Source organism: Leucobacter chromiireducens (assembly GCF_051993095.1).
Classification (GTDB): domain Bacteria; phylum Actinomycetota; class Actinomycetes; order Actinomycetales; family Microbacteriaceae; genus Leucobacter; species Leucobacter chromiireducens.
Genome location: NZ_CP197024.1, coordinates 1,575,829 through 1,596,797, shown reverse-complemented (window position 1 = coordinate 1,596,797; position 20,969 = coordinate 1,575,829). Strand labels below are relative to the sequence as shown.

General features: G+C 67.5%; 19 protein-coding genes. 5 read left to right on the top strand and 14 right to left on the bottom strand.

All coding sequences use genetic code 11. The features are described from left to right. Positions 1-9: 9 nt before the first annotated feature. From era to lepA, 11 genes are all read right to left on the bottom strand, one after another. Positions 10-963, bottom strand: a complete 954-nt coding sequence (era, locus tag ACR81A_RS07130) for a GTPase Era (protein WP_440311470.1) — start codon at positions 961-963, stop codon at positions 10-12. Next, positions 960-2,252 carry a hemolysin family protein gene (locus ACR81A_RS07125; protein WP_440311469.1) on the bottom strand — a complete coding sequence of 431 codons (1,293 nt, stop codon included), beginning with the start codon at positions 2,250-2,252 and terminating at the stop codon, positions 960-962. The genes era and ACR81A_RS07125 overlap by 4 nt, the downstream gene beginning before the upstream one ends. After that, positions 2,249-2,710: an rRNA maturation RNase YbeY gene (ybeY, locus tag ACR81A_RS07120; RefSeq protein WP_202383122.1), complete on the bottom strand. Its 462-nt coding sequence runs from the start codon at positions 2,708-2,710 to the stop codon at positions 2,249-2,251. Before ybeY ends, ACR81A_RS07125 begins: the two co-directional genes overlap by 4 nt. Next, positions 2,707-3,702 carry a PhoH family protein gene (locus ACR81A_RS07115; RefSeq protein WP_440313134.1) on the bottom strand — a complete coding sequence of 332 codons (996 nt, stop codon included), beginning with the start codon at positions 3,700-3,702 and terminating at the stop codon, positions 2,707-2,709. Before ACR81A_RS07115 ends, ybeY begins: the two co-directional genes overlap by 4 nt. A 55-nt stretch (positions 3,703-3,757) precedes the next feature. Further along, on the bottom strand, positions 3,758-4,108 hold the full coding sequence (locus ACR81A_RS07110; RefSeq protein ID WP_440311468.1) for an HIT domain-containing protein: 351 nt from the start codon (positions 4,106-4,108) through the stop codon (positions 3,758-3,760). Positions 4,109-4,187: 79 nt separating this feature from the next. Continuing rightward, entirely contained in the window at positions 4,188-4,946 is a 759-nt protein-coding gene (locus ACR81A_RS07105; RefSeq protein WP_440311467.1) for a 16S rRNA (uracil(1498)-N(3))-methyltransferase, read from the bottom strand. 2 nt (positions 4,947-4,948) lie between these two features. Beyond that, positions 4,949-6,046, bottom strand: coding sequence for a molecular chaperone DnaJ (gene dnaJ / locus ACR81A_RS07100; RefSeq protein WP_440311466.1), 1,098 nt, complete (start codon positions 6,044-6,046; stop codon positions 4,949-4,951). 54 nt (positions 6,047-6,100) lie between these two features. After that, positions 6,101-7,138 carry a heat-inducible transcriptional repressor HrcA gene (gene hrcA / locus ACR81A_RS07095; protein ID WP_440311465.1) on the bottom strand — a complete coding sequence of 346 codons (1,038 nt, stop codon included), beginning with the start codon at positions 7,136-7,138 and terminating at the stop codon, positions 6,101-6,103. 137 nt (positions 7,139-7,275) lie between these two features. Continuing rightward, the gene (hemW, locus tag ACR81A_RS07090) at positions 7,276-8,502 is read right to left on the bottom strand and encodes a radical SAM family heme chaperone HemW (protein ID WP_440311464.1); all 1,227 of its coding nucleotides are present in this window, start codon (positions 8,500-8,502) and stop codon (positions 7,276-7,278) included. A 3-nt stretch (positions 8,503-8,505) separates the two neighbouring features. Then, positions 8,506-9,468: a DUF1990 family protein gene (locus ACR81A_RS07085; RefSeq protein WP_440311463.1), complete on the bottom strand. Its 963-nt coding sequence runs from the start codon at positions 9,466-9,468 to the stop codon at positions 8,506-8,508. Then, complete coding sequence (lepA, locus tag ACR81A_RS07080) at positions 9,465-11,318, bottom strand: translation elongation factor 4 (RefSeq protein WP_440311462.1); 1,854 nt, start codon at positions 11,316-11,318, stop codon at positions 9,465-9,467. Before lepA ends, ACR81A_RS07085 begins: the two co-directional genes overlap by 4 nt. A 285-nt stretch (positions 11,319-11,603) precedes the next feature. Between lepA and rpsT the strand changes: the two genes are divergently transcribed. Further along, positions 11,604-11,864 (top strand): 30S ribosomal protein S20, encoded by a 261-nt coding sequence (gene rpsT, locus ACR81A_RS07075; RefSeq protein WP_202383114.1) that lies wholly within the window; start codon positions 11,604-11,606, stop codon positions 11,862-11,864. Between the two features lie 134 nt (positions 11,865-11,998). On the opposite strand, the gene holA is transcribed toward rpsT, so the two are convergent. Genes holA through ACR81A_RS07060 form a run of 3 tightly spaced genes read right to left on the bottom strand, consistent with a single transcriptional unit; the run spans position 11,999 to position 16,502 of the window. Beyond that, complete coding sequence (gene holA / locus ACR81A_RS07070) at positions 11,999-13,012, bottom strand: DNA polymerase III subunit delta (protein ID WP_440311461.1); 1,014 nt, start codon at positions 13,010-13,012, stop codon at positions 11,999-12,001. Between the two features lie 41 nt (positions 13,013-13,053). Beyond that, positions 13,054-15,468: a ComEC/Rec2 family competence protein gene (locus ACR81A_RS07065; RefSeq protein WP_440311460.1), complete on the bottom strand. Its 2,415-nt coding sequence runs from the start codon at positions 15,466-15,468 to the stop codon at positions 13,054-13,056. Continuing rightward, positions 15,465-16,502 carry a helix-hairpin-helix domain-containing protein gene (locus tag ACR81A_RS07060; RefSeq protein ID WP_440313115.1) on the bottom strand — a complete coding sequence of 346 codons (1,038 nt, stop codon included), beginning with the start codon at positions 16,500-16,502 and terminating at the stop codon, positions 15,465-15,467. The genes ACR81A_RS07065 and ACR81A_RS07060 overlap by 4 nt, the downstream gene beginning before the upstream one ends. 191 nt (positions 16,503-16,693) lie before the next feature. Here ACR81A_RS07060 and ACR81A_RS07055 point away from each other — a divergent pair, with 191 nt between their 5' ends. The 4 genes from ACR81A_RS07055 to ACR81A_RS07040 all read left to right on the top strand — a co-directional run bounded on the left by ACR81A_RS07055 (position 16,694) and on the right by ACR81A_RS07040 (position 20,906). Next, the gene (locus ACR81A_RS07055; RefSeq protein WP_440313114.1) at positions 16,694-17,509 is read left to right on the top strand and encodes an AraC family transcriptional regulator; all 816 of its coding nucleotides are present in this window, start codon (positions 16,694-16,696) and stop codon (positions 17,507-17,509) included. Positions 17,510-17,578: 69 nt separating this feature from the next. Further along, positions 17,579-18,679 carry a FecCD family ABC transporter permease gene (locus ACR81A_RS07050; protein WP_440313113.1) on the top strand — a complete coding sequence of 367 codons (1,101 nt, stop codon included), beginning with the start codon at positions 17,579-17,581 and terminating at the stop codon, positions 18,677-18,679. A gap of 38 nt (positions 18,680-18,717) precedes the next feature. Beyond that, positions 18,718-19,713: a FecCD family ABC transporter permease gene (locus ACR81A_RS07045; RefSeq protein ID WP_440313112.1), complete on the top strand. Its 996-nt coding sequence runs from the start codon at positions 18,718-18,720 to the stop codon at positions 19,711-19,713. 146 nt (positions 19,714-19,859) lie between these two features. Further along, positions 19,860-20,906, top strand: a complete 1,047-nt coding sequence (locus ACR81A_RS07040; RefSeq protein ID WP_202383108.1) for an ABC transporter substrate-binding protein — start codon at positions 19,860-19,862, stop codon at positions 20,904-20,906. Positions 20,907-20,969 lie beyond the last annotated feature (63 nt).

Sequence of the window (20,969 nt, the reverse complement as noted above, 5' to 3'; positions counted from 1 at the left end):
GCGGAAGCGTTAGAAGCCGAGTTTACCGAGCGCCTTCGGGTCGCGCTGCCACTCCTTGAGCACCTTGACGCGCATCGACAGGTAGACCCGTCGTCCGAGGAGGGTCTCAATTTCGCGTCGGGCAGTCTCGCCGACGTGGCGCAAGCGAGAGCCACCCTTGCCGATCACGATGCCCTTCTGGCTGTCGCGCTCAACATAGAGTGACGCGTAGATCTCGAGGAGGCCCGGGGTGCCGTCCTCCTCGGGATCACGCTCAACGCGATCGTCCACCGTGGCGGCAAGCGAGTGCGGCAGCTCGTCGCGCACACCGTCGAGGGCGGCCTCACGGATCAGCTCAGCGATCCGATCGTCCTCGCTCTCTTCGGTCGTCTCTTCCGAGTCGTAGAGCGGAGGCGACTGCGGCATGAGCTCGAGGAGCACGTCCGAGAGCACATCCAGCTGCTCACGCGTCACAGCCGAGATCGGCACCACGGCGTCCCACTCGCGGAGGGTGCCGAGGCGTGTCAACTGATCGATGATCTCGGTCTGCGATGCCTCGTCGACCTTCGTCAGGATGGCGACCTTCTTCGCCCGAGGGAAGTCATCGAGCCGCTCGTTGATGAAGCGGTCGCCGGGGCCGAGCTTCTCGGTTGCAGGCACGCAAAAACCAATGACATCGACATCACCCAGAGTTGCCTCCACGAGTGCGTTCAGCCGCTCACCAAGCAGCGTGCGCGGCCGGTGAATTCCGGGCGTGTCCACGATAATCAACTGGCCGTTCGGGCGGTGCGCGATGCCGCGAATCGCCCGCCGGGTGGTCTGCGGCTTCGGGCTCGTGATGGCGATCTTCTCGCCAACGAGCGCGTTCGTGAGGGTCGACTTGCCAACGTTCGGGCGGCCCACAAAGGAGACGAACCCGGCACGGAAGTCAGCGTCCGCACCGCCCGCCGCGCTCACAGCGTCGCTCTCGTGCTGCTCCGTCATACTTCTTCCTCCGAGTCTGTTTCGCCCAACCAACGGGCTTCGACGGCCAGCAGTCGCTGCCGTCGACGTTCAAGTGCTGTTGCTGTGAGACCGATTCCGGCGACGGTCACGGTGTCGCCCTGTTCTGGCAAGCGGCCCAGGGTCTTCGCGAAGAGGCCACCCACGGTGTCCACCTCATCATCGTCAAGTTCGATGCCGAACAGCTCGCCCAGGTCGTCCACGGACAAGCGCGCGCTCACCAGGTACGAGCCGTCGGCCTGCTCCGCCGCCTCAGGAACGTCCCGGTCGTACTCGTCGCTGATCTCGCCGAGGAGCTCCTCGATCAGATCCTCAAGCGTCACGAGGCCGGAGATGCCACCGTACTCGTCGACAACGAGCGCAAGGTGGTTCGCCTCCTGCTGCATCTGCCGCAGGAGCTTGTCCGCACGCTGTGTCTCGGGTACAAACACCGCGGGCTTCATCACGCGGGTCACGGGCGACGAGAGCGCTTCCTCGGTGCGCCGCAGGTGGAAACCACTGAGATCACGCAGGTAGGCAATTCCCACCACATCGTCCACGTCGCCGGAGATCACTGGCACGCGTGAGTGACGCGAGGCGATCACGAAGTCGAGCGCTTCACGCACCGTCGCTGTGCTCTCAAGCGTGACCATATCAATCCGCGGCACCATCACCTCGCGCACGAGCGTGTCGCCGAACTCCATGATGGAGTGAATGTACTCGCGATCGTCGTCTTCCAGAAGTTCTCGCTCGGCGGCCTGATCCACCATCGAGAGGAGCTGCTGCTCGTCGCGGATCCGTGAGCTGCCCGCCCCACGGCCAGGCGTGACCCGATCCCCAAATCGCTTCAGCGCAACGGCGATGGGCCCGAGGATCACCGTTATCCCGCGAATCGTTGGTGCCGCGAAGCGGATCACTTGATCCGGATGGTGCGTTCCCACCGTGCGCGGGCTGGAGCCGACAAGCACGAACGTGAGCGCGGTCATCACGAGCGAGGCGAGCACCAGCTCGAGCCAGAGCTCGTCAAGTGAGTACGCAAGCACGAGGGTGATGAGCACCGCGGCGAGCGTCTCCGCGAACACACGCGCAAAGCTCAGCGCGTTCGAGTGGCGATCCTCATCATCCGCGATTGCGCGAATTGCGGATCCGGTGCGCGGTGAGGCCTCAGCCAGCGTGAGGAGCTCCGCACGCGACCGCACCCCCAGCGCGGCGTCTGCTGCGGCGAGCAGACCACCACTCGCGAGCAGAACAACCGCCGCTCCGAGCAGCAGTGCGACGAGCGCAGGGCTCATCGAGAGCGCTCGCGCATGGCGAAGGAGAGGAGCAGATCGCGCTGGAGACCGAACATCTCAGCCTCCTCATCGGGCGTCGCGTGGTCGTAACCCAGCAAATGCAGCATGCCGTGCGTGAGGAGCACGGAAATCTCTTGCGCGAGATCGTGCCCGGCTGCCTCAGCCTGGGCCTCGGCGACCTGGGGGCAGATCACGATGTCGCCCAGCAACCCAGCCGGGGTCTGCGCGTCAACACGGCCGGGGCGCAGCTCGTCCATCGGAAAGCTCAGCACATCGGTCGGGCCGGGCTCGTCCATCCACTGCACGTGGAGCTGCTCAATCGCAGCCTCGTTCACCAGCACCACACCGAGCTCCGTATCCGGGTGCACGTGCATTGACTCGAGCACAAACGCGGCGAGCCGCTGCATGCGGCTCTCCTCGACCTCGATCTCCGACTCGTTGTTGATCTCCACGCTCATCGCTGTGCCTCCTCGGCAGTGTCGTTCTCTTCGGCGGGGCGCACCGCCGCCTGGCGCGCAGCGAACTGGCGCTCATCAAATGCTGTGTAGGCGTCGACGATGCGACCCACGAGGCTGTGTCGCACGATGTCGTCGGCGCCGAGTTCTGCGAAGTGGATGTCCTCGACGCCCCGCAAAATCTTGTTCACCACGCGCAGACCGCTCGCCTTCGCGGGCACATCAACCTGCGTGATATCGCCCGTGACGACCATCTTCGAGCCGTACCCGAGCCGTGTCAGGAACATCTTCATCTGCTCGGGCGTGGTGTTTTGCGCTTCGTCGAGAATCACAAACGCCTCGTTCAGCGTGCGGCCGCGCATGTAGGCGAGCGGAGCGACCTCGATCGTGCCGCTCGCGAGCAGCTTGGGTACGAGCTCCGCGTCCATCATCGAGCCGATCGCGTCGAAGAGCGGGCGCAGGTACGGGTCGATCTTGTCCTCAAGGCTGCCGGGGAGGTAGCCGAGCCGTTCACCGGCCTCAACCGCGGGTCGCGTCAGGATAATCTTCGCCACCTCGCGCCGCTGCAACGCCTGCACGGCCTTCGCCATCGCGAGGTAGGTCTTTCCGGTGCCGGCGGGCCCGATTCCAAACACGATGGTGTTCGCATCAATGGCGTCGACGTAGGCGCGCTGACCACGTGTCTGCGGGCGAATCGAGTTGCCACGCACTGAGAGAATGGGTTCGCTCAGCACCTGCGCGGCGGTTGCCCCGCTTCCCTCCTGCACCATACGAGTGACCTCTCTCACGTCGTTTCGGGAGACCGGCCCGCTGCGGCGCGCAATCTCGAGCACCTCGAGCACGACCGCCTCGGCGGCTCGTACTTCAGATGCGGGGCCGCGCAACGTGAGCACCTCGTCGCGGGCGTGGAACCTCACCGTCGGGTGCTGCGCTTCAAGGTCGCGAATGAGCTGGTCACGGTGCCCCAGGAACGAGGCCAAGTCGACGCCGCGCATCAGCAGCGTGCGTTGCAGCTGCGCCGCTTCTGGGGTGCCGTCTGCCAAGGGTGGTTCAGGCTCCACCGAGCGACCCCTCCTCGAGGCTGCCGGCGAGCACGTGCGCGTGCACGTGGAACACGGTCTGGCCGGCCGATGCACCGCTATTGAACACGAGGCGGAACTCGCCGTTAGCGTGCTCGGACGCGAGCTGCTTCGCAACCGCCACCATTTCCGCGAGCGTCTCGGGCTCGGCGGCCGCGAGCTCAACCACGTTGTCGTATGCGGTCGTCTTCGGGATCACGAGGATGTGGACGGGTGCCTGGGGGTGCATATCGGGGAACGCGATGACGCGCTCCGTCTCCGCGAGGAGCTCGACGGGGATCTCCCCCGAAACGATCTTGCCGAACACCGTATCTGCTGCCATGCCGCTCATTCTACGCCAGCGCTTCGAATGAGCAGATCGGGATCGGGCCCACTGCCACCCAAACGCACAGGGTTGGCGCTCACCAGCGACCGAGGGCAACGTTGAGCACCGCGAGCGCGGCGGGGCCGGCGCTCGATGTGCGGAGCACCGTCTCGCCGAGCACGAGGATTGTGGCGCCGGCCGCTTCAAGCGTGTCGAGCTCGGCGTCACTGAAACCGCCCTCGGGTCCAATCACCACACGGATCTCGGCGAGCGCTACACCCTTCGCTCCGGCGGCCCATGCGCTGAGCGCGGTTTCGCCCCGGGGGTGGAGCACCAGTACGGCGGTGTCCTCGCGTGCGGCGGCGGCCGCGAGATCATCGATCCCGAGCTGATCGGTGACCTCCGGAAGCCAGGCGCGAAGCGATTGCTTTGCGGCCTCGCGCGCAATGCGCTGCCACTTTGCGGTGCCCCGTTCGGCCTTCTCTGCGCCGGTCCAGCGAGACACCGAACGCTCGGCGCCCCACGGCGAGATGGCGTCGACGCCGAACTCGGTGGCCTGTTCGACGGCACGCTCGTCGCGGTCACCCTTCGCAAGCGCTTGGACGAGCGTCAGCCGGGTCGCCGGTCGCGCGTGCTCGCGCACACGGTCAATCTGCACCGCGAAACGCTGCTTCTCCACAACGGTGACGTCGCCCTCCGCGAGCAGGCCCGCACCGTTTCCCACGAGGATTCGCTCGCCGACGCGCAGTCGGCTCACCCGCACCGCGTGGTGGGCCTCATCGCCATCGATCTCGACGGTGGCGCCGGCCGCGAACGCCGTTGCCGGCAGCCCCTCGCGATAGTAGAGGTTCGCCACGACTAGCCCTGCCGGAAGAAGCGGTCTCGAATCTTGCCGAAGAAGCCCTGGTGGAACTCGCCGAGGTGGGGCGGATCGTCCTTGCGCAGCGTAGCGAACTGGCGCACAAGATCCTTCTCGCGACTCGAAAGCTTCTGCGGGGTCTGTACCTGCACCGCGATCTTCAGGTCGCCCCGCGTGGTGCTGCGCAGACCCTGGATGCCGCGTCCGCGAACCGTGATGACGTCGCCAGACTGTACGCCGGCGGTCACCTCGGTTTCTACCGTGCCATCGAGGCCTTCCAGGCTCGCCTCGGCGCCGAGAATTGCGTCGGCCATCGACACCTGCATCGTGCAGAGCAGGTCGTTGCCATCGCGGCTGAAGATATCGTGGTGCATCACGCGGAACTCAATGAAGAGATCACCGTTCGGCCCGCCGCCGGGGCCCACCTCGCCGCCGCCGCGCATCTGCAGGCGGGTCCCGGTGTCGATTCCAGAGGGCACGTCGACGTTGAGGGTGCGGCGCTCGCGCACGCGCCCCTTGCCCGCGCACTCCACACAGGGGTGTTCAATAATGGTGCCGTAGCCCTGGCAGCTACCGCACGGGTGCATCGTCATGACGTTGCCAAAGAGCGAACGAACTTGGCGCTGCACCTGCCCCTGGCCGCCGCACACGTCACAGGTGACGGGGTGCGTACCGGGCTGCGTGCAGCTGCCCTGGCACACCGAGCACAGCACGGCGGTGTTGATCGTCACTTCGCGCTGCACGCCAAAGATGACGTCCTCGAGCGACACGTCGACGCGGATCATCGCGTCGTCGCCGCGCTCGGCGCGCGACCGAGGGCCGCGCTGACCACCACCGAAGCCGCCGCCGAAGAAGGTCTCGAAGATGTCCCCGAAGCCGTTCGCGCCACCCTGGCCGCCGCCCATGTCGTAGCGCTGACGCTGCTCAGGATCGCTCAGCACGTCGTACGCGTGGGTCACGCCCTTGAAGCGCTCCGCCGCATCCTCGCTCGGGTTCACGTCGGGGTGGAGCTCGCGGGCAAGCCGACGGTACGCCTTCTTGATCTCCTCGGGCGTCGCCTCGCGCGATACGCCCAGCGTCTCGTAGTGATCAGCCACGGGTGAAACTCCTCAGATGTGTTGCTTGGGTGAGTGGAGCAGAAGCTGTACAGGCTACCGCTCCTCCCCCAGAATTCGATTCAGGTAACGGGCGACCGCCCGTACCGCGGAAATATTGCCGGCATAGTCCATGCGCAGAGGGCCAAGCACGCCGATCTTCGAGACCGAGGCGCCCTCTTCCTCATAGTTCGAAGCGATCACGGACGCCGCGGAAAGCCCGTAGGCGTGATTCTCGCGCCCGATCGACGCAGCAACGTCCCGGCCGTCTTGCACGAGCTCGTCGAAGAGCCGCAGGAGGGTGACCTGCTCTTCGATCGCCTCCAGGACCACGGGGAGTGAGCCCTGAAATTCCCCCGGGCGAGAGAGATTCGCGGCCCCCGCCACGGCAATCCGGTCGCTGCGGTTTGCGCGGAGCTGGGTCTCAACGACTTCCAGCACGCGCCGCACCAGCTCGGCCTCGTCCGGGGTTGACCAGTCGTCAACGCGCTCGGCGAGCTCGGTGATCGCCGCTGCTGCGGCTTCCACGTCGCTCCCCACGGCGGCCGCCGCGATCCGATCGCGCAGGCCGTGTACCCAGGCCTCGGTGACCTGCGCAGCGGGCAGCCAAGCGATCTGCTGCTCCACCACGCCGCTGCCAAGGATAAGCACGCAGAGCACACGATCCTCAGCGATCGCCACCAGGTCGATGTGGCGCACCACGGTGCGGCGCAGCGAGGGATACTGCGCGACCGCAACCTGGTTTGTCAGCTGGGAGAGGAGGCGTACCGTGCGGCCCATGACGTCGTGCAGATCGCTCGACTCCCCGAGGAACCGCTCAATCGCGGTGCGCTGAGCGGCCGTCAGCGGGCGCACCTTCGCGAGGGTGTCAACGTATAGCCGGTAGCCCTTGTCCGTGGGCACCCGCCCCGAGGAGGTATGCGGCTGGGCGATCAACTCGTCGTCTTCGAGCAACGCCATGTCGTTGCGAATCGTGGCTGCGGACACACCGAACTGGTGTCGATCCACGATCGCTTTGGATCCGACGGGCTCGTTCGACGAGACGTAATCGCTCACGATCGCATGCAGGACGGCCAGGCTGCGTTCTGAAACCACTCGCCCCTCCTCGCCGTCTTGCCGGGTTGGCACTCCCAAACCCTGAGTGCTAAGTCTAGCGCAGCAGGTGCCCGCCGCAGCCCGCCTCGCTCAGAGCGAACCCGCGTGTCTTCCGCAGAGCTCGCTCCGGGCGGCGTTCACGCACCCAGCAATCGGTGCACCACAGTGTCTGCGAGGAGTCGACCGCGCAGCGTCGGCACGATGCGGCCGCTAATCGCGGCTCGGCCGTCGATGAGCCCGTCAGCGATCAGCTGTGGCACCGCCCGGCGTTCATCTGCCGTCAGGGTGTCCGTGGAAAGGCCGTCGAAGATCCGAGTCTCAAGCAGCACGCGCTCCTCGCGACGCGCATCCTCGGTCAGCGTCTCCCGCGAGTGCGCAGGAGAAACTTCCGCGTGCACACGGCTCGCGTAGGCGCCCGGATGCTTCACGTTCCACCAGCGGACGCCGCCGACGTGGCTGTGCGCGCCCGGCCCTGCTGCCCACCAGTCCTCACCGGTCCAGTACGAGAGGTTGTGGCGCGAGCGTGTGTCCGCGGAGCGCGACCAGTTGCTGATCTCGTACCAGCTGAACCCCGCCTCGGCGAAGCGCGCGTCCGCCAGCTCGTACATCTCTGCGTGGAGATCCTCGTCCGGCTCCGCAACTTCACCGCGCTTGATCTGCGCGGCGAGCTTCGTGCCGGCCTCAACAATCAGCGCGTAGGCGGAGATATGATCCGGTTCGCTCGCGAGCGCTGCGTCAATCGAGCGCTGCCAGTCATCGAGCGACTCCCCTGGTGTGCCATAGATCAGATCGACGCTCACCTGCAGGCCGGCTTCTTTCGCCCAGGCCACAACCTGTGGCACACGCTCCGGGGTATGGGTGCGATCGAGCGTGGCCAGTACGTGCGGCACGGCCGACTGCATCCCCACGCTCACCCGCGTAAAACCTGCCGCTGCAAGTTCGCGGAGGTAGTCGAGGTCCACCGAATCCGGGTTGGCCTCGGTGGTAACCTCGGCCCCAGGGGCGAGGCCCCACTCGCTTTGGATCGTGCTCAGCATCGCGGTGAGGTCTGACGCGGGCAAAAGCGTCGGCGTGCCTCCTCCAAAGAACACCGTCGAAACTGGCCGCTCTGGAAGGCCCGATTCGCGGAGCACGCGCGCTCCAAACTCGAGCTCCCACTGCACCTGCTCGGCGTACTCATCGCGACGGGTTCCGCCGAGCTCGCTTGCCGTATAGGTGTTGAAGTCACAGTAGCCACAGCGCACCCTGCAGTACGGCACGTGGACGTAGACGCCAAAGCGGCGATCCTCGGCCCCGGCGATCACGCTCCCGGGGAGCGCTCCGTTCTCGGGTGCTGGGTCGCCCTCGGGCAGCACACTCGGCATGAGCTACGCCGACCGCGGCGAACTTGGCCGCCGCTGATGCGAGTTGCTCGAGATGGGAGCGTCGCTCGCAGTGGACGGCACTTCTGGGCGCACTTCAGCCGCTGCTTCGGTTTCAACCTCTGTCGCTCCTTCGCCCGCGGGCTCGGCGTCAGGCTCGGCTTCCTCCGCGTCGGTCTCAGACAGCTCGATCACCGCGGTGACGGGAGCCTCATCGACGACCTCCGCGGGTGCCGCTGGTTCCTCCGATGCCTCGGCAGGGGCCGTCGGCTCGGGGGCGACGTCGGAGACACCCTCCCCGCTGGCACCGAGCGTTGCGCTCGGCTGAGCGCCAGGCAGCAGTGCAGCAAGTTGCGCGCGCACCGCTGCAACCGCGCCGCGCACCTCGGCGCGTGCACGCAGACCAAAGAGCCCGCCCTTTGGCGCAGCAAGAAAACCGCGCGCGACCGCCCACACCGTGTCATCGTCGCGCAGCTCGACCCTGAAAAGCTGCTCGCCAACGGCACCGTTCTCGTCGCTCGTGCCCCAGGCGAAGCCGATGACGCGGGCCTCGGTGATCGTGTAGATCACCAGCACCGCTCGGTCTTCGTTGCCCGGGATGCTGAGCGTCGCACGAGTACCCGCAACCACGAACGGCTCACCATTCGGGCCGAAGTGCTCTTCAGGCTCCGCGGCGGCCTGCGGCACACCGTCGCTGTCGAACTGCGGACCCTGGTACTCGGATCCGGCGCCGCGCTCGTTCTCGGTCACCGTCGCGCCAGCACCTCGCTGGGCACCCCAGGTCATGAGCAAGCTCGAGGCCAGGATGAATCGCTCCTGGCCGCTCCCAAGACGCAGCTCCTCTCGGTACGGCGTGCTGCCCTCCGGCGGGAAGCGCAGCAAATCGGGTGCGCGCGAAGCGCCCACCGCGGCGTACGCAACGGGCATGTCGACGTGACTCTTGCGCCGGGTTCCTTCCCCAGAGCTCATCGCTTCGACTGCTCCTTGCCCTCCACATCGCCGGAAAGCGCCGCAATGAAAGCTTCCTGCGGCACCTCGACGCGACCGACCATCTTCATGCGCTTCTTGCCTTCCTTCTGCTTCTCGAGCAGCTTGCGCTTCCGGCTGATGTCGCCGCCGTAGCACTTGGCAAGCACGTCCTTGCGGATGGCGCGAATGTTCTCTCGAGCAATGACGCGCGCGCCAATCGCCGCCTGAATCGGGACCTCGAACTGCTGACGCGGGATCAGCTTCCGCAGGCGCTCCGTCATCATCGTGCCGTAGTGGTACGCGTTGTCGCGGTGCACGATCGCGCTAAATGCGTCGACCTTGTCGCCCTGCAGCAGGATGTCAACCTTCACGAGGTCGGCTTCCTGGTCTCCCATGGGCTCGTAGTCGAGGCTCGCGTAGCCCTGCGTGCGGCTCTTCAGGTGATCGAAGAAGTCGAACACGATCTCACCGAGCGGAATGCTGTAGCGCAGCTCGACGCGCTCGCCCAGGTATTCCATGCCCAGCAGGCTGCCGCGACGGCTCTGGCACAGCTCCATGATCGCGCCAACGTAGTCCTTCGGCGCGAGGATGGCGGTCTTGACGACGGGCTCACGCACGCTCGAGATCTTGCCATCGGGGTACTCAGACGGGTTGGTCACAGTGACGGTGCTGCCGTCCTCGGTGACCACCTGGTAGACCACGCTCGGCGCGGTCGCGATCAGATCGAGATCGAACTCACGGCGCAGACGCTCCGAGATGATCTCGAGGTGCAAGAGGCCCAGGAAGCCACAGCGGAAGCCGAAGCCAAGCGCCACAGACGTCTCGGGTTCGAACTGCAGCGCGGCGTCCTCAAGCTTCAACTTGTCGAGCGCCTCGCGCAGAATCGGGTAGTCGCTCCCGTCGAGCGGGTACAGTCCCGAGAACACCATCGGCTTCGGATCGGTGTAGCCGGGCAGCGCCTCCGTTGCAGGGTTGCGCTTCGCGGTGACCGTGTCGCCCACCTTCGACTGACGCACGTCCTTCACGCCGGTGATCAGGTAGCCGACCTCGCCAACGGCAAGGCCCTTGGTGGGCGTGGGCTCGGGCGAGGACACGCCGATCTCGAGCGCCTCAAGATCCGATCCGTTCGACATCATCTGGATCTTCTCGCGCGGGCTGAGCTTTCCGTCGACCATGCGCACGTAGGTCACAACGCCGCGGTACGGGTCATACACGGAGTCGAAGATCATCGCGCGCGGCGGCGCATCAGCGACACCGACGGGAGCCGGGATGCGTGCGACCACGAGGTCGAGCAGTTCCTCGACGCCGGCGCCGGTCTTGCCCGAAACCTTCAGGATCTCGTCGGGGTTGCCGCCGATCAGTTCGGCGATCTCGCGCGACACCCGCTCGGGGTCGGCGGCGGGAAGATCAATCTTGTTCAGCACGGGAATGATCTCGAGATCGTTCTCCATCGCGAGGTACAGGTTCGCGAGAGTCTGAGCCTCGATGCCCTGCGCTGCGTCGACGAGGAGGATCGCACCCTCGCACGCGGCGAGTGAGCGAGATACCTCGTAGCTGAAGTCGACGTGACCGGGCGTATCGATCATGTTGAGGGCGTAGGAGTTGCCATCGGCATCCCAGTGCATGCGCACTGCCTGCGACTTGATCGTGATGCCGCGCTCGCGCTCGATATCCATGCGATCGAGGTATTGCGCCCGCATCTCGCGGTCAGGGACAGTGCCCGTGACCTGCAGCATGCGGTCGGCAAGCGTCGACTTGCCGTGATCGATGTGCGCGATGATGCAGAAGTTGCGAATGCGCGCGGGGTCGGTCGACGCCGGGACTGGGGGGTTGACGCTGCGTGGAGACATTGTGAGCCATTATCGCACGGCCCACGTGCGAGGTGTCCATTTCACGCGCGTGCGCGCGGCGCGTGTGATCAGGGGCATATCTTCCAGGCACGTGCGCCCCGAGGCGTCGCACTCGTGGAGGCAGTAGTGCAACACACCTCCGAGAAGACGTTTCTCTGGGCCCGGGCGTCTGATAGAGTGGGCTCTTGGCTTGCGTGTGGCTCACACCACACAACCCGCAAGGTGCCCTCTCTCGCCGCGCGGATCCATCTGTTTCACCCGTACCGGATAAGGACACACCACAACGTGGCAAACATCAAGTCGCAGATCAAGCGCATCAAGACCAACCTGAAGGCGACTGAGCGCAACAAGGCGTACAAGAGCGAGCTCCGCACCGCCGTGCGCGCTACCCGCACCGCGATCGCCGCTGGCGACAAGGCGCTTGCGCAGGAGAAGCTGCAGCTTGCCACCCGCAAGCTCGACAAGGCTGTCTCCAAGGGCGTCATCCACAAGAACCAGGCTGCGAACCGCAAGTCGGCTCTCGCTGCGAAGGTTGCTGCGCTCTAAGCTTCTGGCTTTCTGACCTACATGGGTCACGAAGGGGCTCCGCTTCGGCGGGGCCCCTTTTGCATGCCCCAGGGTTCGTTCAATATCACCCCGTCCACCCCGCGCAGAGCCGATTGCCTGCGCGGGGTAGTGAGTTAGCGGGCGCGACCGCGCCGCGCAACGAGCAGCACGAACTTCTCGAGCGCGTACTCCGGGTCGCGGGTGCCGCCCTTGAGCATCCATTCCGTTTCGGCAGCCTGGTCAATACAGCGGGCAAGGTCACCCTCGCGCCAACCGCGAACCTCCCGCTGCGCGCGCTCAACCTGCCACGGTGCCATGCCGAGCTCCTTCGCGAGCTGACCGCTGCTGCCGCTCGCGCCGTAGACACGAGCGAGCGCTCGCACCTTCATGTTGAGCGCGGCGAGCAGCGGGATCGGGTCCGTGCCCGTGGAGAGCGCCTGGCGCAGCAGCACGAGAGCATCTGCGCCACGACCCGCCGTCGCTGCATCGGCCACCCGGAACGCGTTCGTCTCCACGCGCCCCTCGGTTGCGCGGTTCACTTCATCCTCACCAATGCGCGCGCCGACATCAGAGACAAGCTGCGCACACGCACCCGCGAGCTCACCGATACCGCCGGAGTACGCTGCCGCGAGCATGCGCGAGGCCCCAGGGGTCGCTTGCGCGCCCAGGCGCCGGAACTCCGCCTGCACAAAGGCGAGGCGGTCTGCGTCCTTCTTTACCTCGGGGCAGGCGATCTCGATGGCACCCCCCGTGCCCTTGCGGAGGAGGTCCAGGAGCGCCTTTCCGCGCTGACCCCCCGCGTGGCGGAGCACCAGCACGGTGTCCTCTGCAGGCTCAGCGACGTAGCGCTTCGCGTCTTCCAGGAACGCATCAGAGCACTTCTCGACGGCCTCAACACGGATGAGACGCGGCTCCGCGAACAGTGAGGGGCTCGCTACCGTGAACAGCTCGCCCGCGGCGTAGCTCGCCGCATCAATGTCGTGCACCTCAAGGTCGGGGTGCGTCGCAAGGAGCTGAGCGCGGATCGACTGACCAGCACGGTCTGCGAGAAACGCCTCGGGCCCGCTCACGAGAACAACCGGGGCCGGCCGGGCCTCGGACCACTCGATCTGCGGGAACTTCGCTGGGGTACTTCGTGCTGCTGCCACCTCCTCAGCCTAGCTGGGACCGGCGACACTCGGACGCTGCCTCACGGCTGCTCGGGCTTCCCATCGGGGTACTCGGCCCACACCACGATCCGGCCTGGCTCACCACTGAGGGCGAGCGTGCCAGCCGTGTCAGTGCGCCACACCGCAGTTCCTGCACTCTCGAGCTGACGCAGCGTTTCTCCCGCCGGGTGCCCATACCGATTCCCCGCTCCCACCGAGATCACTGCAAGCTCGGCACCAGCCGCCGCGGCAATGCACGGGTGTTGATCACGCGAGCCGTGGTGCGCAACTTTCAGCACGTCAGCGCGCACGGCTCCGGCCAAAGCCGCGCATGCGGTGGCTTTTGCGTCAGGTACTCCATGCCCAGTCAGCAGCGCACGCTGTGCGGCGCGTCCCGTATCTCCCGTGAGCAGCACCGTAAGTTCACCCGCGTACACTTGCAAGACCACGCTTGCACCGTTCGCATCCGGGGGCGTAATCCCGCGACGTGGACCAAGGGCACGCCAACGCACTGCATCGCCGCCAAGGTCGCCACCCCAGAGCATCGTGAGTGGCACTCGCGCTGCCACAAGCTCGGCAACGAGCGACCGCTGTTCGCCGTCTTCTTGATTGGGTGGTGCAATCAGCGCCTGTTCCGTGCGGTCGAGCACCTCGCGAAGTGCGCCGATGTGATCGCGGTGATCGTGGCTGAGCACCAGCCAGGCGAGTGAGCGCACCCCAAAGCGATCGAGGCACGCGCGTAGAGCCGCTGGATCGTCCCCGGTGTCCACCAGCATGACCTCGCGTGGCGCGCTCGGATTTCGGATGAGGATCGCATCCCCCTGCCCCACATCGCACACGACGACGCTCCAGTCCTGAGGCACCGCGAGTCGGCCCACCGCGGGCACCAGGAGCGTCGGGGCGACAAGTGCCCCCATGCCCACACCGACGAGCATCGCTGACGCTCGGCGCGTACTCGCCCTCGGCTTGGGTGAGTCGCGCCAGGGTGCGCGGCGGTGCGGCCTGCGAACAGAACTCCGGACCGCCAGCACACACCCGAGCAACAGGAGAGACTCCGAGGCCGCGAGGAACACCGCCCCCGGCCAGCCGGCAGGCCACGGGAGACGCGCGAGCGGGAGCCCCGCGCTCACCGCCGCGGTGCCCATCACCCATCGTGCGGGGATCGTTGCGAGGCCGAGCAGCAGGGCCCCGAGCGGCGTTGAGAGCGGAAGCAAGAGGAGCGCAAGCAGGCCAAGCCCTGTTCCCACCGGCGCCGCGGGGGCAGCGAGCACATTCGCGAGCACGGCGACGGCCGAGATCTCCGGCTGAAGGAGAATGAGGAACGGCGCGCAGGCAAGCTGCGCGACGAGCGCGACCGCCACCGGTAGCGCGACCCACCCGGGCAGTCGCACGCGATGCCTGAGCACACCGGCGACCGGCGCGGCGGCGAGCAAGATCGCAAGGGTCGCGACCACCGACAACACGAATCCCGGGTGCAGCGCCTGCCACGGGTCGCGGACCAGCAGCACGAGAACGGCGACGCCGAGCGCGGGCAATGAGATCGCACGACGCCCACCAAAGCGCGACAGGAGTATCACCGTCGCCATGACTGCCGCGCGGTACACGCTGGGCTCCGGGCCCACGACAATGACGAAGAGCAGCAGCGAACCTGCCTGCACGGTGATCCGTGTACGCCGTCCAAGCCGAAGCCAAGCAGCGAGCTGGCCGACCCCGCCAGTGACGAGCGCACAGTTTGCACCGGACACCGCCACGAGGTGGGTGAGGCCGCTCGCCCGCATCTGCGAGCTGAGCGTCTCGCTCACGAGGGAGGTGTCGCCGACTGCGAGGCCGGGAACGAGCTCGGCACCGGGGAAATCGCCAGCTCGGACGTTCAGTGCAGCGCGCAATGCTGCCGCGGTTCGCTCCGGTGGTGGCGCGGGCTCACTCAGTTCGACCTCGCGCACACGGATGCCCGCAGCGGCGGACGCGCTGGGCTCAAGGGGCACGAGTCGTCCTCGAACACGCAGCTGCGCCCCGGGCGCCCACTCGGCAGTGCCACACTCTTGGACGCGCTCGCCGCACCAGAGGAGCACCGGCGCGATCCCACGGGCTGTCTGCGTGGTGCCGGCGGCCCAGGGACGCCCCGTTGATCCGAGGGAGACAAAGCCCGTGAGGCGCACCTCGCGTACCGCATCGGCCGGGCCCTGGCGAAGTTCCGACCGCGCTGCCTCGCCGGCGCTGAGCTGCACCCCGAGCAATACCAGACACGCAGCTGCGATCAGCACGGACACAAGGGCGCTCCCCCGCCGGGCCCCTCGGTGTCGACGCTCGCGCCACAGCGCGGCCGCGAGGGCGCTCACGCCGAGCCCCGCGCCCACCCAACTCAGCCAGGCACCACCGCCGAGTGGCAGCACGATTGCGGTGGCGAGCCACACGACAAGCGCCGGCGCGAGCACACGCCAGTGGCCCGGCGTCACGGCACCACGTACTCTCGCAGCCCGTCGAGGGTCTTCTCGCCAATCCCGGGGACCTCAAGGAGCTGCTCGATGGACACGAAGCCACCATTCGACTCGCGCCACTCGAGGATGCTCGCCGCGAGCGCCGGGCCGATGCGCGGAAGCGTTTCCAGCTCCGCCGCGCTCGCGCGGCTCAGGCTCACGAGGTGAGCGGCAGGCTGCGCGGCTCCCCCGCCAGTCTCACCCCTTGCAGTCTCACCCCTTGCAGTCTCACCCCTTGCAGTCCCACTCCCTCCGGGCGCAATCCCGTCGGCCGCGCCTGGCGCCCCCGCAACAGCAGCCTCCTGCGCGTTCGGCACGCGCACTTGCTCACCGTCTTGCAGCGGGCGCGCGAGATTCACCCCTGCGAGCTCCGCGGCTTCTGTCGCCCCACCGGCGGCAGCAATCGCATCGGCAACCCGGGAGGCGGGTGCCAGCTCGACGAGCCCGGGGTCACGGACCTCTCCCACTACGTGGATCCACAGCGTCGCGCCACTCCCTGCTGCGTCGCTCGGTAGGCTGTCACCCGCCGCCGGGAGGGCGTGCGGTTTTGCTCCCTCGGCAGAAGTCTCGCCGGGCGGCGCATTCGCCGCGTGTTCGCCCGGCACCCCTGGACTCACTCGACTCACAGGACTCGCCGCGCCACCGCTGCGCACGGCAGCCACACCAACAGCCACCAGCACGACAATGACGAAGACGGTGATCCCTGCCCAGACAGGAGCCCGCAGCGCACGGAGCACACGCTCTCGCCAGGGCAGCGTCGGATCCCGACGCAACGCCGGCCGCGCATCCTCATGGCTCGCGGCGACGCGAAGGCTCTCCGGTGCAGCCCGCTCAGCTCCCCGGTGGCCTGCCGGATCCGGTGCCCTTCCCGTGACGGGTGCCTTCTCCGGAGCGGATTGGGGTGCGTGCTCGCTGAGCTCCGCAAGCACCCGTTCAGCGCTCCACGCGCGCGTAGCCACACGGTCACGCCGATGCGGTCCCGTCGCCTGAAGCGGGGCAGGGTGCTGAGTCATGCCGCCACGTTAGGCGCGTCACTGCGCGCGAGCGGAACCGTCTCGCCAGGAGCCCACTTCTGTGGAATAGCGTCGACCAGAAGATGATGTGAGCGAGGCGATAACTCGCCAGAGGCGCCGGCGCTTCCAGCAGAATCACGAACATCTGACTAAAGTTAGGTGACACTAAGAATACTTCCACAAAGGTTTCCATGCTCTCCCTCGCTCCGCGCCCCACGCTCGCCATGCCCGGCCCCCACCTCACCGCCGGTCTTGAGCGCAACGTCGCGCACCCCTACCTCCTCACCACGAGCGTGCACGAGCCGGAACACCCCGTGATCTGGACGCCACACACGCACCCCGAGCACGAGCTGCTGTGGACAGACCGCGGCGTCGCGACCATGCACGTCGCGGGTCGCCAGTGGACCGTCACCCCGGGCATTGGCCTGTGGATCCCCGCCGGCGTGGAGCACGAGGGACAGACCCGGGACCGCACCGCCGTGCGCGCCACCTATTTCGCAACGGCGGGGTGGGCGGAGAGCTGGCACCGGCCGGTCGCGGTACGCCTTGTCCCTGCAGTGCGCGAACTCCTCATCCACCTGAAGCGCGCACAGATGACGGTCGAGCAGCGCGTGCGTGCCCAGCGCGTCTGCGTCGACATGCTCGAGACGACCGAGACGACCGAGACGATCGAGCTCGATGTGCCCATCCCGAGCGACCCGCGCCTGGCGATGCTCGTCGAGATGATCCTCCACGATCCCGCCGACGACCGCTCGCTCGAGCAGTGGGCGTCCCTGCTCAACATGACGGCGCGTACGCTGACGCGCGCGTTCTCCGCGGAGATCGCATTGAGCTTTGCGCAGTGGCGACGCTTGGTACGGATGCGCGCGGCGCTCGGCCTGCTCGCCGACGGCATGAGCGTCAAGGTCGTCGCACGGGAGGTCGGCTACAGCACTCCCAGCGCCTTCGTCACAGCGTTTCGAAAGACGGTCGGCGCGACCCCGGGCGAGTACGCGGGTCGGCTCTGATCCCGCACTGTCCGGATCTCGACACGGCCTGTCCCCCGATCGCACACCCCGCCCCGTAGCGTCGTTCTCGTGCCTGCTCCAGCTGTCTCTGCCGCTCCATCGGCGCCCTCGCCCCCACGAACCCGGGCATCGAACACCGCCACAGCTTCCCGACCCCGACGCGGCCTTCCCGGCGGCGCGCTGAGCCGCTCGGCTGGGCTTGCGATCGCACTCGCGGCGCTCGTCGCGGTCGCCGTGCTCAGCATCCTCATCGGTGCGCGCGGGATCGGCATCGCGACGGTGTGGGAGGCGCTCACCGCCCCCGCAAATCTCGAGGCGCACCACGTGATTCGCGAGCTGCGGCTGCCACGAACGGTAGTCGCGATCGTGGTGGGTGCGGGGCTCGGCATCGCGGGTGCCCTCATCCAGGCGCTCACCCGCAACCCGCTCGCGGATCCCGGCATCCTCGGGGTGAATTCGGGCGCGTCATTCGCGGTTGCGGTGGGAATCGGTATCTTCGGTGCACGCTCCCTCTCGGCCACGATGTGGTGGGCGTTCGCCGGTGCGCTCATCGTGACCATCGGCGTGTACGCGATCGGCGCTGCCGGGCGCGGCGGCGCCGATCCGCTCCGGCTTGTGCTCGCCGGTGTTGCGCTTGGCGCGGTGTTGAGCGGGCTCACAAGTGCAATGACGCTCCTCGATCCGCAGGCCTTCGACGCCATGCGCAACTGGGGCGCCGGATCCGTCGTCGGCCGTGAACTCGCTCAGATCTGGCCCGTGCTCCCCTGCCTCGGCGTGGGGCTCGTGCTCGCCCTCGTGGCGGCGCGTCCCCTCAACGCGATCGCACTCGGCGAAGACCTCGCCGCCGCGCTCGGCGCGAACGTGCTGCGCACCCGAGTGCTCGTGGTCATCGCGGTCACGCTCCTCGCAGGCGGTGCCACCGCTATCGCGGGCCCCATCGGCTTTGTCGGGCTGATGATCCCCCACGTCGCGCGTTGGATCGTCGGACCAGACCAGCGCTGGATCATGGCGTACACCGTCGTGCTCGCACCGATCCTGCTCCTCGTCTCCGATATCGCCGGGCGCCTGATCATGCGCCCCGCGGAGATCCCCGTCGGCATCGTCACCGCCTTCGTCGGTGCACCCGTGCTGATCGTACTGATTCGCCGGAAGCGGGTGAGCGCGCTGTGAGCACTGGGCGGAGCTACTGGCGCATCCAGAGTAGACGCGTGGGATTCCGGCTCGACACCCGCACTGTGTGGGTGAGCATCATCCTCGCGGGCGTCTGCCTGGTGCTCGCAGTGCTCGGGCTCACGGTGGGCGAGCTGCCGCTCACGATCAGCGAGGTCTGGCAGGCGATCACCGGCGCCACCGCGGACTTCACCAGCACCGTCGTCGTCGAGTGGCGCCTCCCCCGCGTACTCGCCGCCATCGTGTTCGGCGCGGCACTGGGGGCGAGTGGGGCGGTCTTCCAGTCGCTCACCCGCAACCCGCTCGCGAGCCCCGACATCCTTGGATTCTCGGCGGGTGCGTACACGGGCGCGCTGCTCGTGATCGTCGTGCCCGGCGGCGGCTACCTCGCAGTCGCAGCCGGCGCGCTCGCTGGCGGACTCGCCGCGGCCGCGGTGGTCTCGCTGCTCGCATTCCGTGGCGGAATGCAGGGGTTCCGCCTCATCGTCGTGGGAATCGCGGTCTCCGCTATGCTCAGCTCCGTCAACACCTGGCTGACGCTCACCGCAGATCTTGAGACCGCGCTCGTCGCCGCGGTGTGGGGCGCTGGTTCGCTCAACGGCATGACCTGGCAGCAGGCCGGCACCGGAAGCGCGCTCGTCGCGATCCTGCTCGCGATCACCCTGCTGCTCTCCCGTCCGCTCCGCCAGCTCGAGCTCGGCGATGACGCGGCGCAGGCGCTCGGTGTGCGCGTCGAGCGCACCCGGCTGCTCCTCATGCTCGTCTCCGTGGGGCTCATCGCCGTGGTGACCGCCGCCGCGGGGCCCATCGCCTTCGTCGCGCTCGCGGCCCCGCAAATCGCGCGGCGCGTGACCCGCAGCCCCGGCGTTTCAGTTCCCGCGTCGGCGCTCATGGGCGCGGCGCTGCTCGCCGCCTCCGACTTCGCAGCGCTCAACGCGTTCCCCGTCATGCTGCCGGTCGGCACCGTGACGGTGGTGTTCGGCGGCGCCTACCTGCTCTGGCTCCTCGTCCACGAGGCGCGAAAGCGCTGGTAAACACCAAGCGCGTCCCAAACGCGAACCCGGTCGTCCGCCTCGCGCAGGCCCACGCTTCTAGCGTGGAATCGAGCGGCGGACCCCACCCGCCCCGAACCCATATCCGTGTGTCGCACGCACGCGCACACCCGAACGCTAGGAGCCGAATGCCCTCCCTGTCTGATGCCACCCAGGCCTCTCTTCCTGCCACCGCACTGGCGCGCCCCCGGCTCCGCCGCTTCGTGACCGCAGGGCTTGCCACGCTCGCCGCCGCGGGCCTGCTCGCAGGATGCGCCTCGGGCCCCGCGGGCGACTCCGCCAAGGCTGACGCGGCCAAGACCGACGACACCATCGAGTTCTCCTACGAGGGCTACGAGGCGACGCTCCCCGCCGATCCGGAGCGGGTGGTGGTACTCGATAGCCGCGCCGGGCTCGAGATGGCGCTTCTCGCGGAGTACCCCATCGTCGCGACCGCGTACGGGACCGATAGCCCGCTCTCCCCGCTCGTCGATGCGGACACCGCGCACCTCAAGAACTCAGCGTTCGATCTGAACCGCGAGGAGATCGCTTCCTACAAGCCCGACCTCATTGTCGTGGGCACCGGGTGGTGGAACTACTACGAGGGTGAGGACTTCAAGCTCGGCGAGATCGCTCCCGTGCTCGCAGTGAACGACGGCATCGATGTCGCGGGCGCATCGGTCGACAAGCCCTTCGTCGCGATGACGGATCAGCTGGAGCTGCTGGGCCGCGCCGACCAGGCCGAGGCCGCCATCGCCGACTACGAGGCCGCCGTCGACTCAGCACGTGAGCGCGTGGGCGACTACGCGAAGGGCAAGACCGCCACGGTCATCCACGCCCCCGTGGACAACTTCACGGTGATCTCCCATGACTCGATCTACCAGGTGGTGCTGCCCGCGCTCGGCTTCACGATCCTCGAGAACGAGCAGATCAGTGAAGCGCCGCTCCACCCGTCGGGCGAGGGCCACACCTTGAGCTACGAGAATGCGGTGAGCGCGCTGGGTGATGCCGACATGGCGATCATCTTGAAGGCTGAGCGCGATGCCGCGCTCGACCCGCTGCTGAAGCGCGTGCCCGCGGTGGAGACCGGCAACTGGATCGACGGGAACCTTGCCGAGCGTTTCGGCTTCGCGCTCACCTACACGAGCTTCGTGAATGGCGTCGCGGACGCAATTGAGGCGTTCCCGAAGGCCTAACCGCACACCGCACGAACAACGCCCCCGGGATTCCTCCCGGGGGCGTTTCGCTTGGGGCGCGGC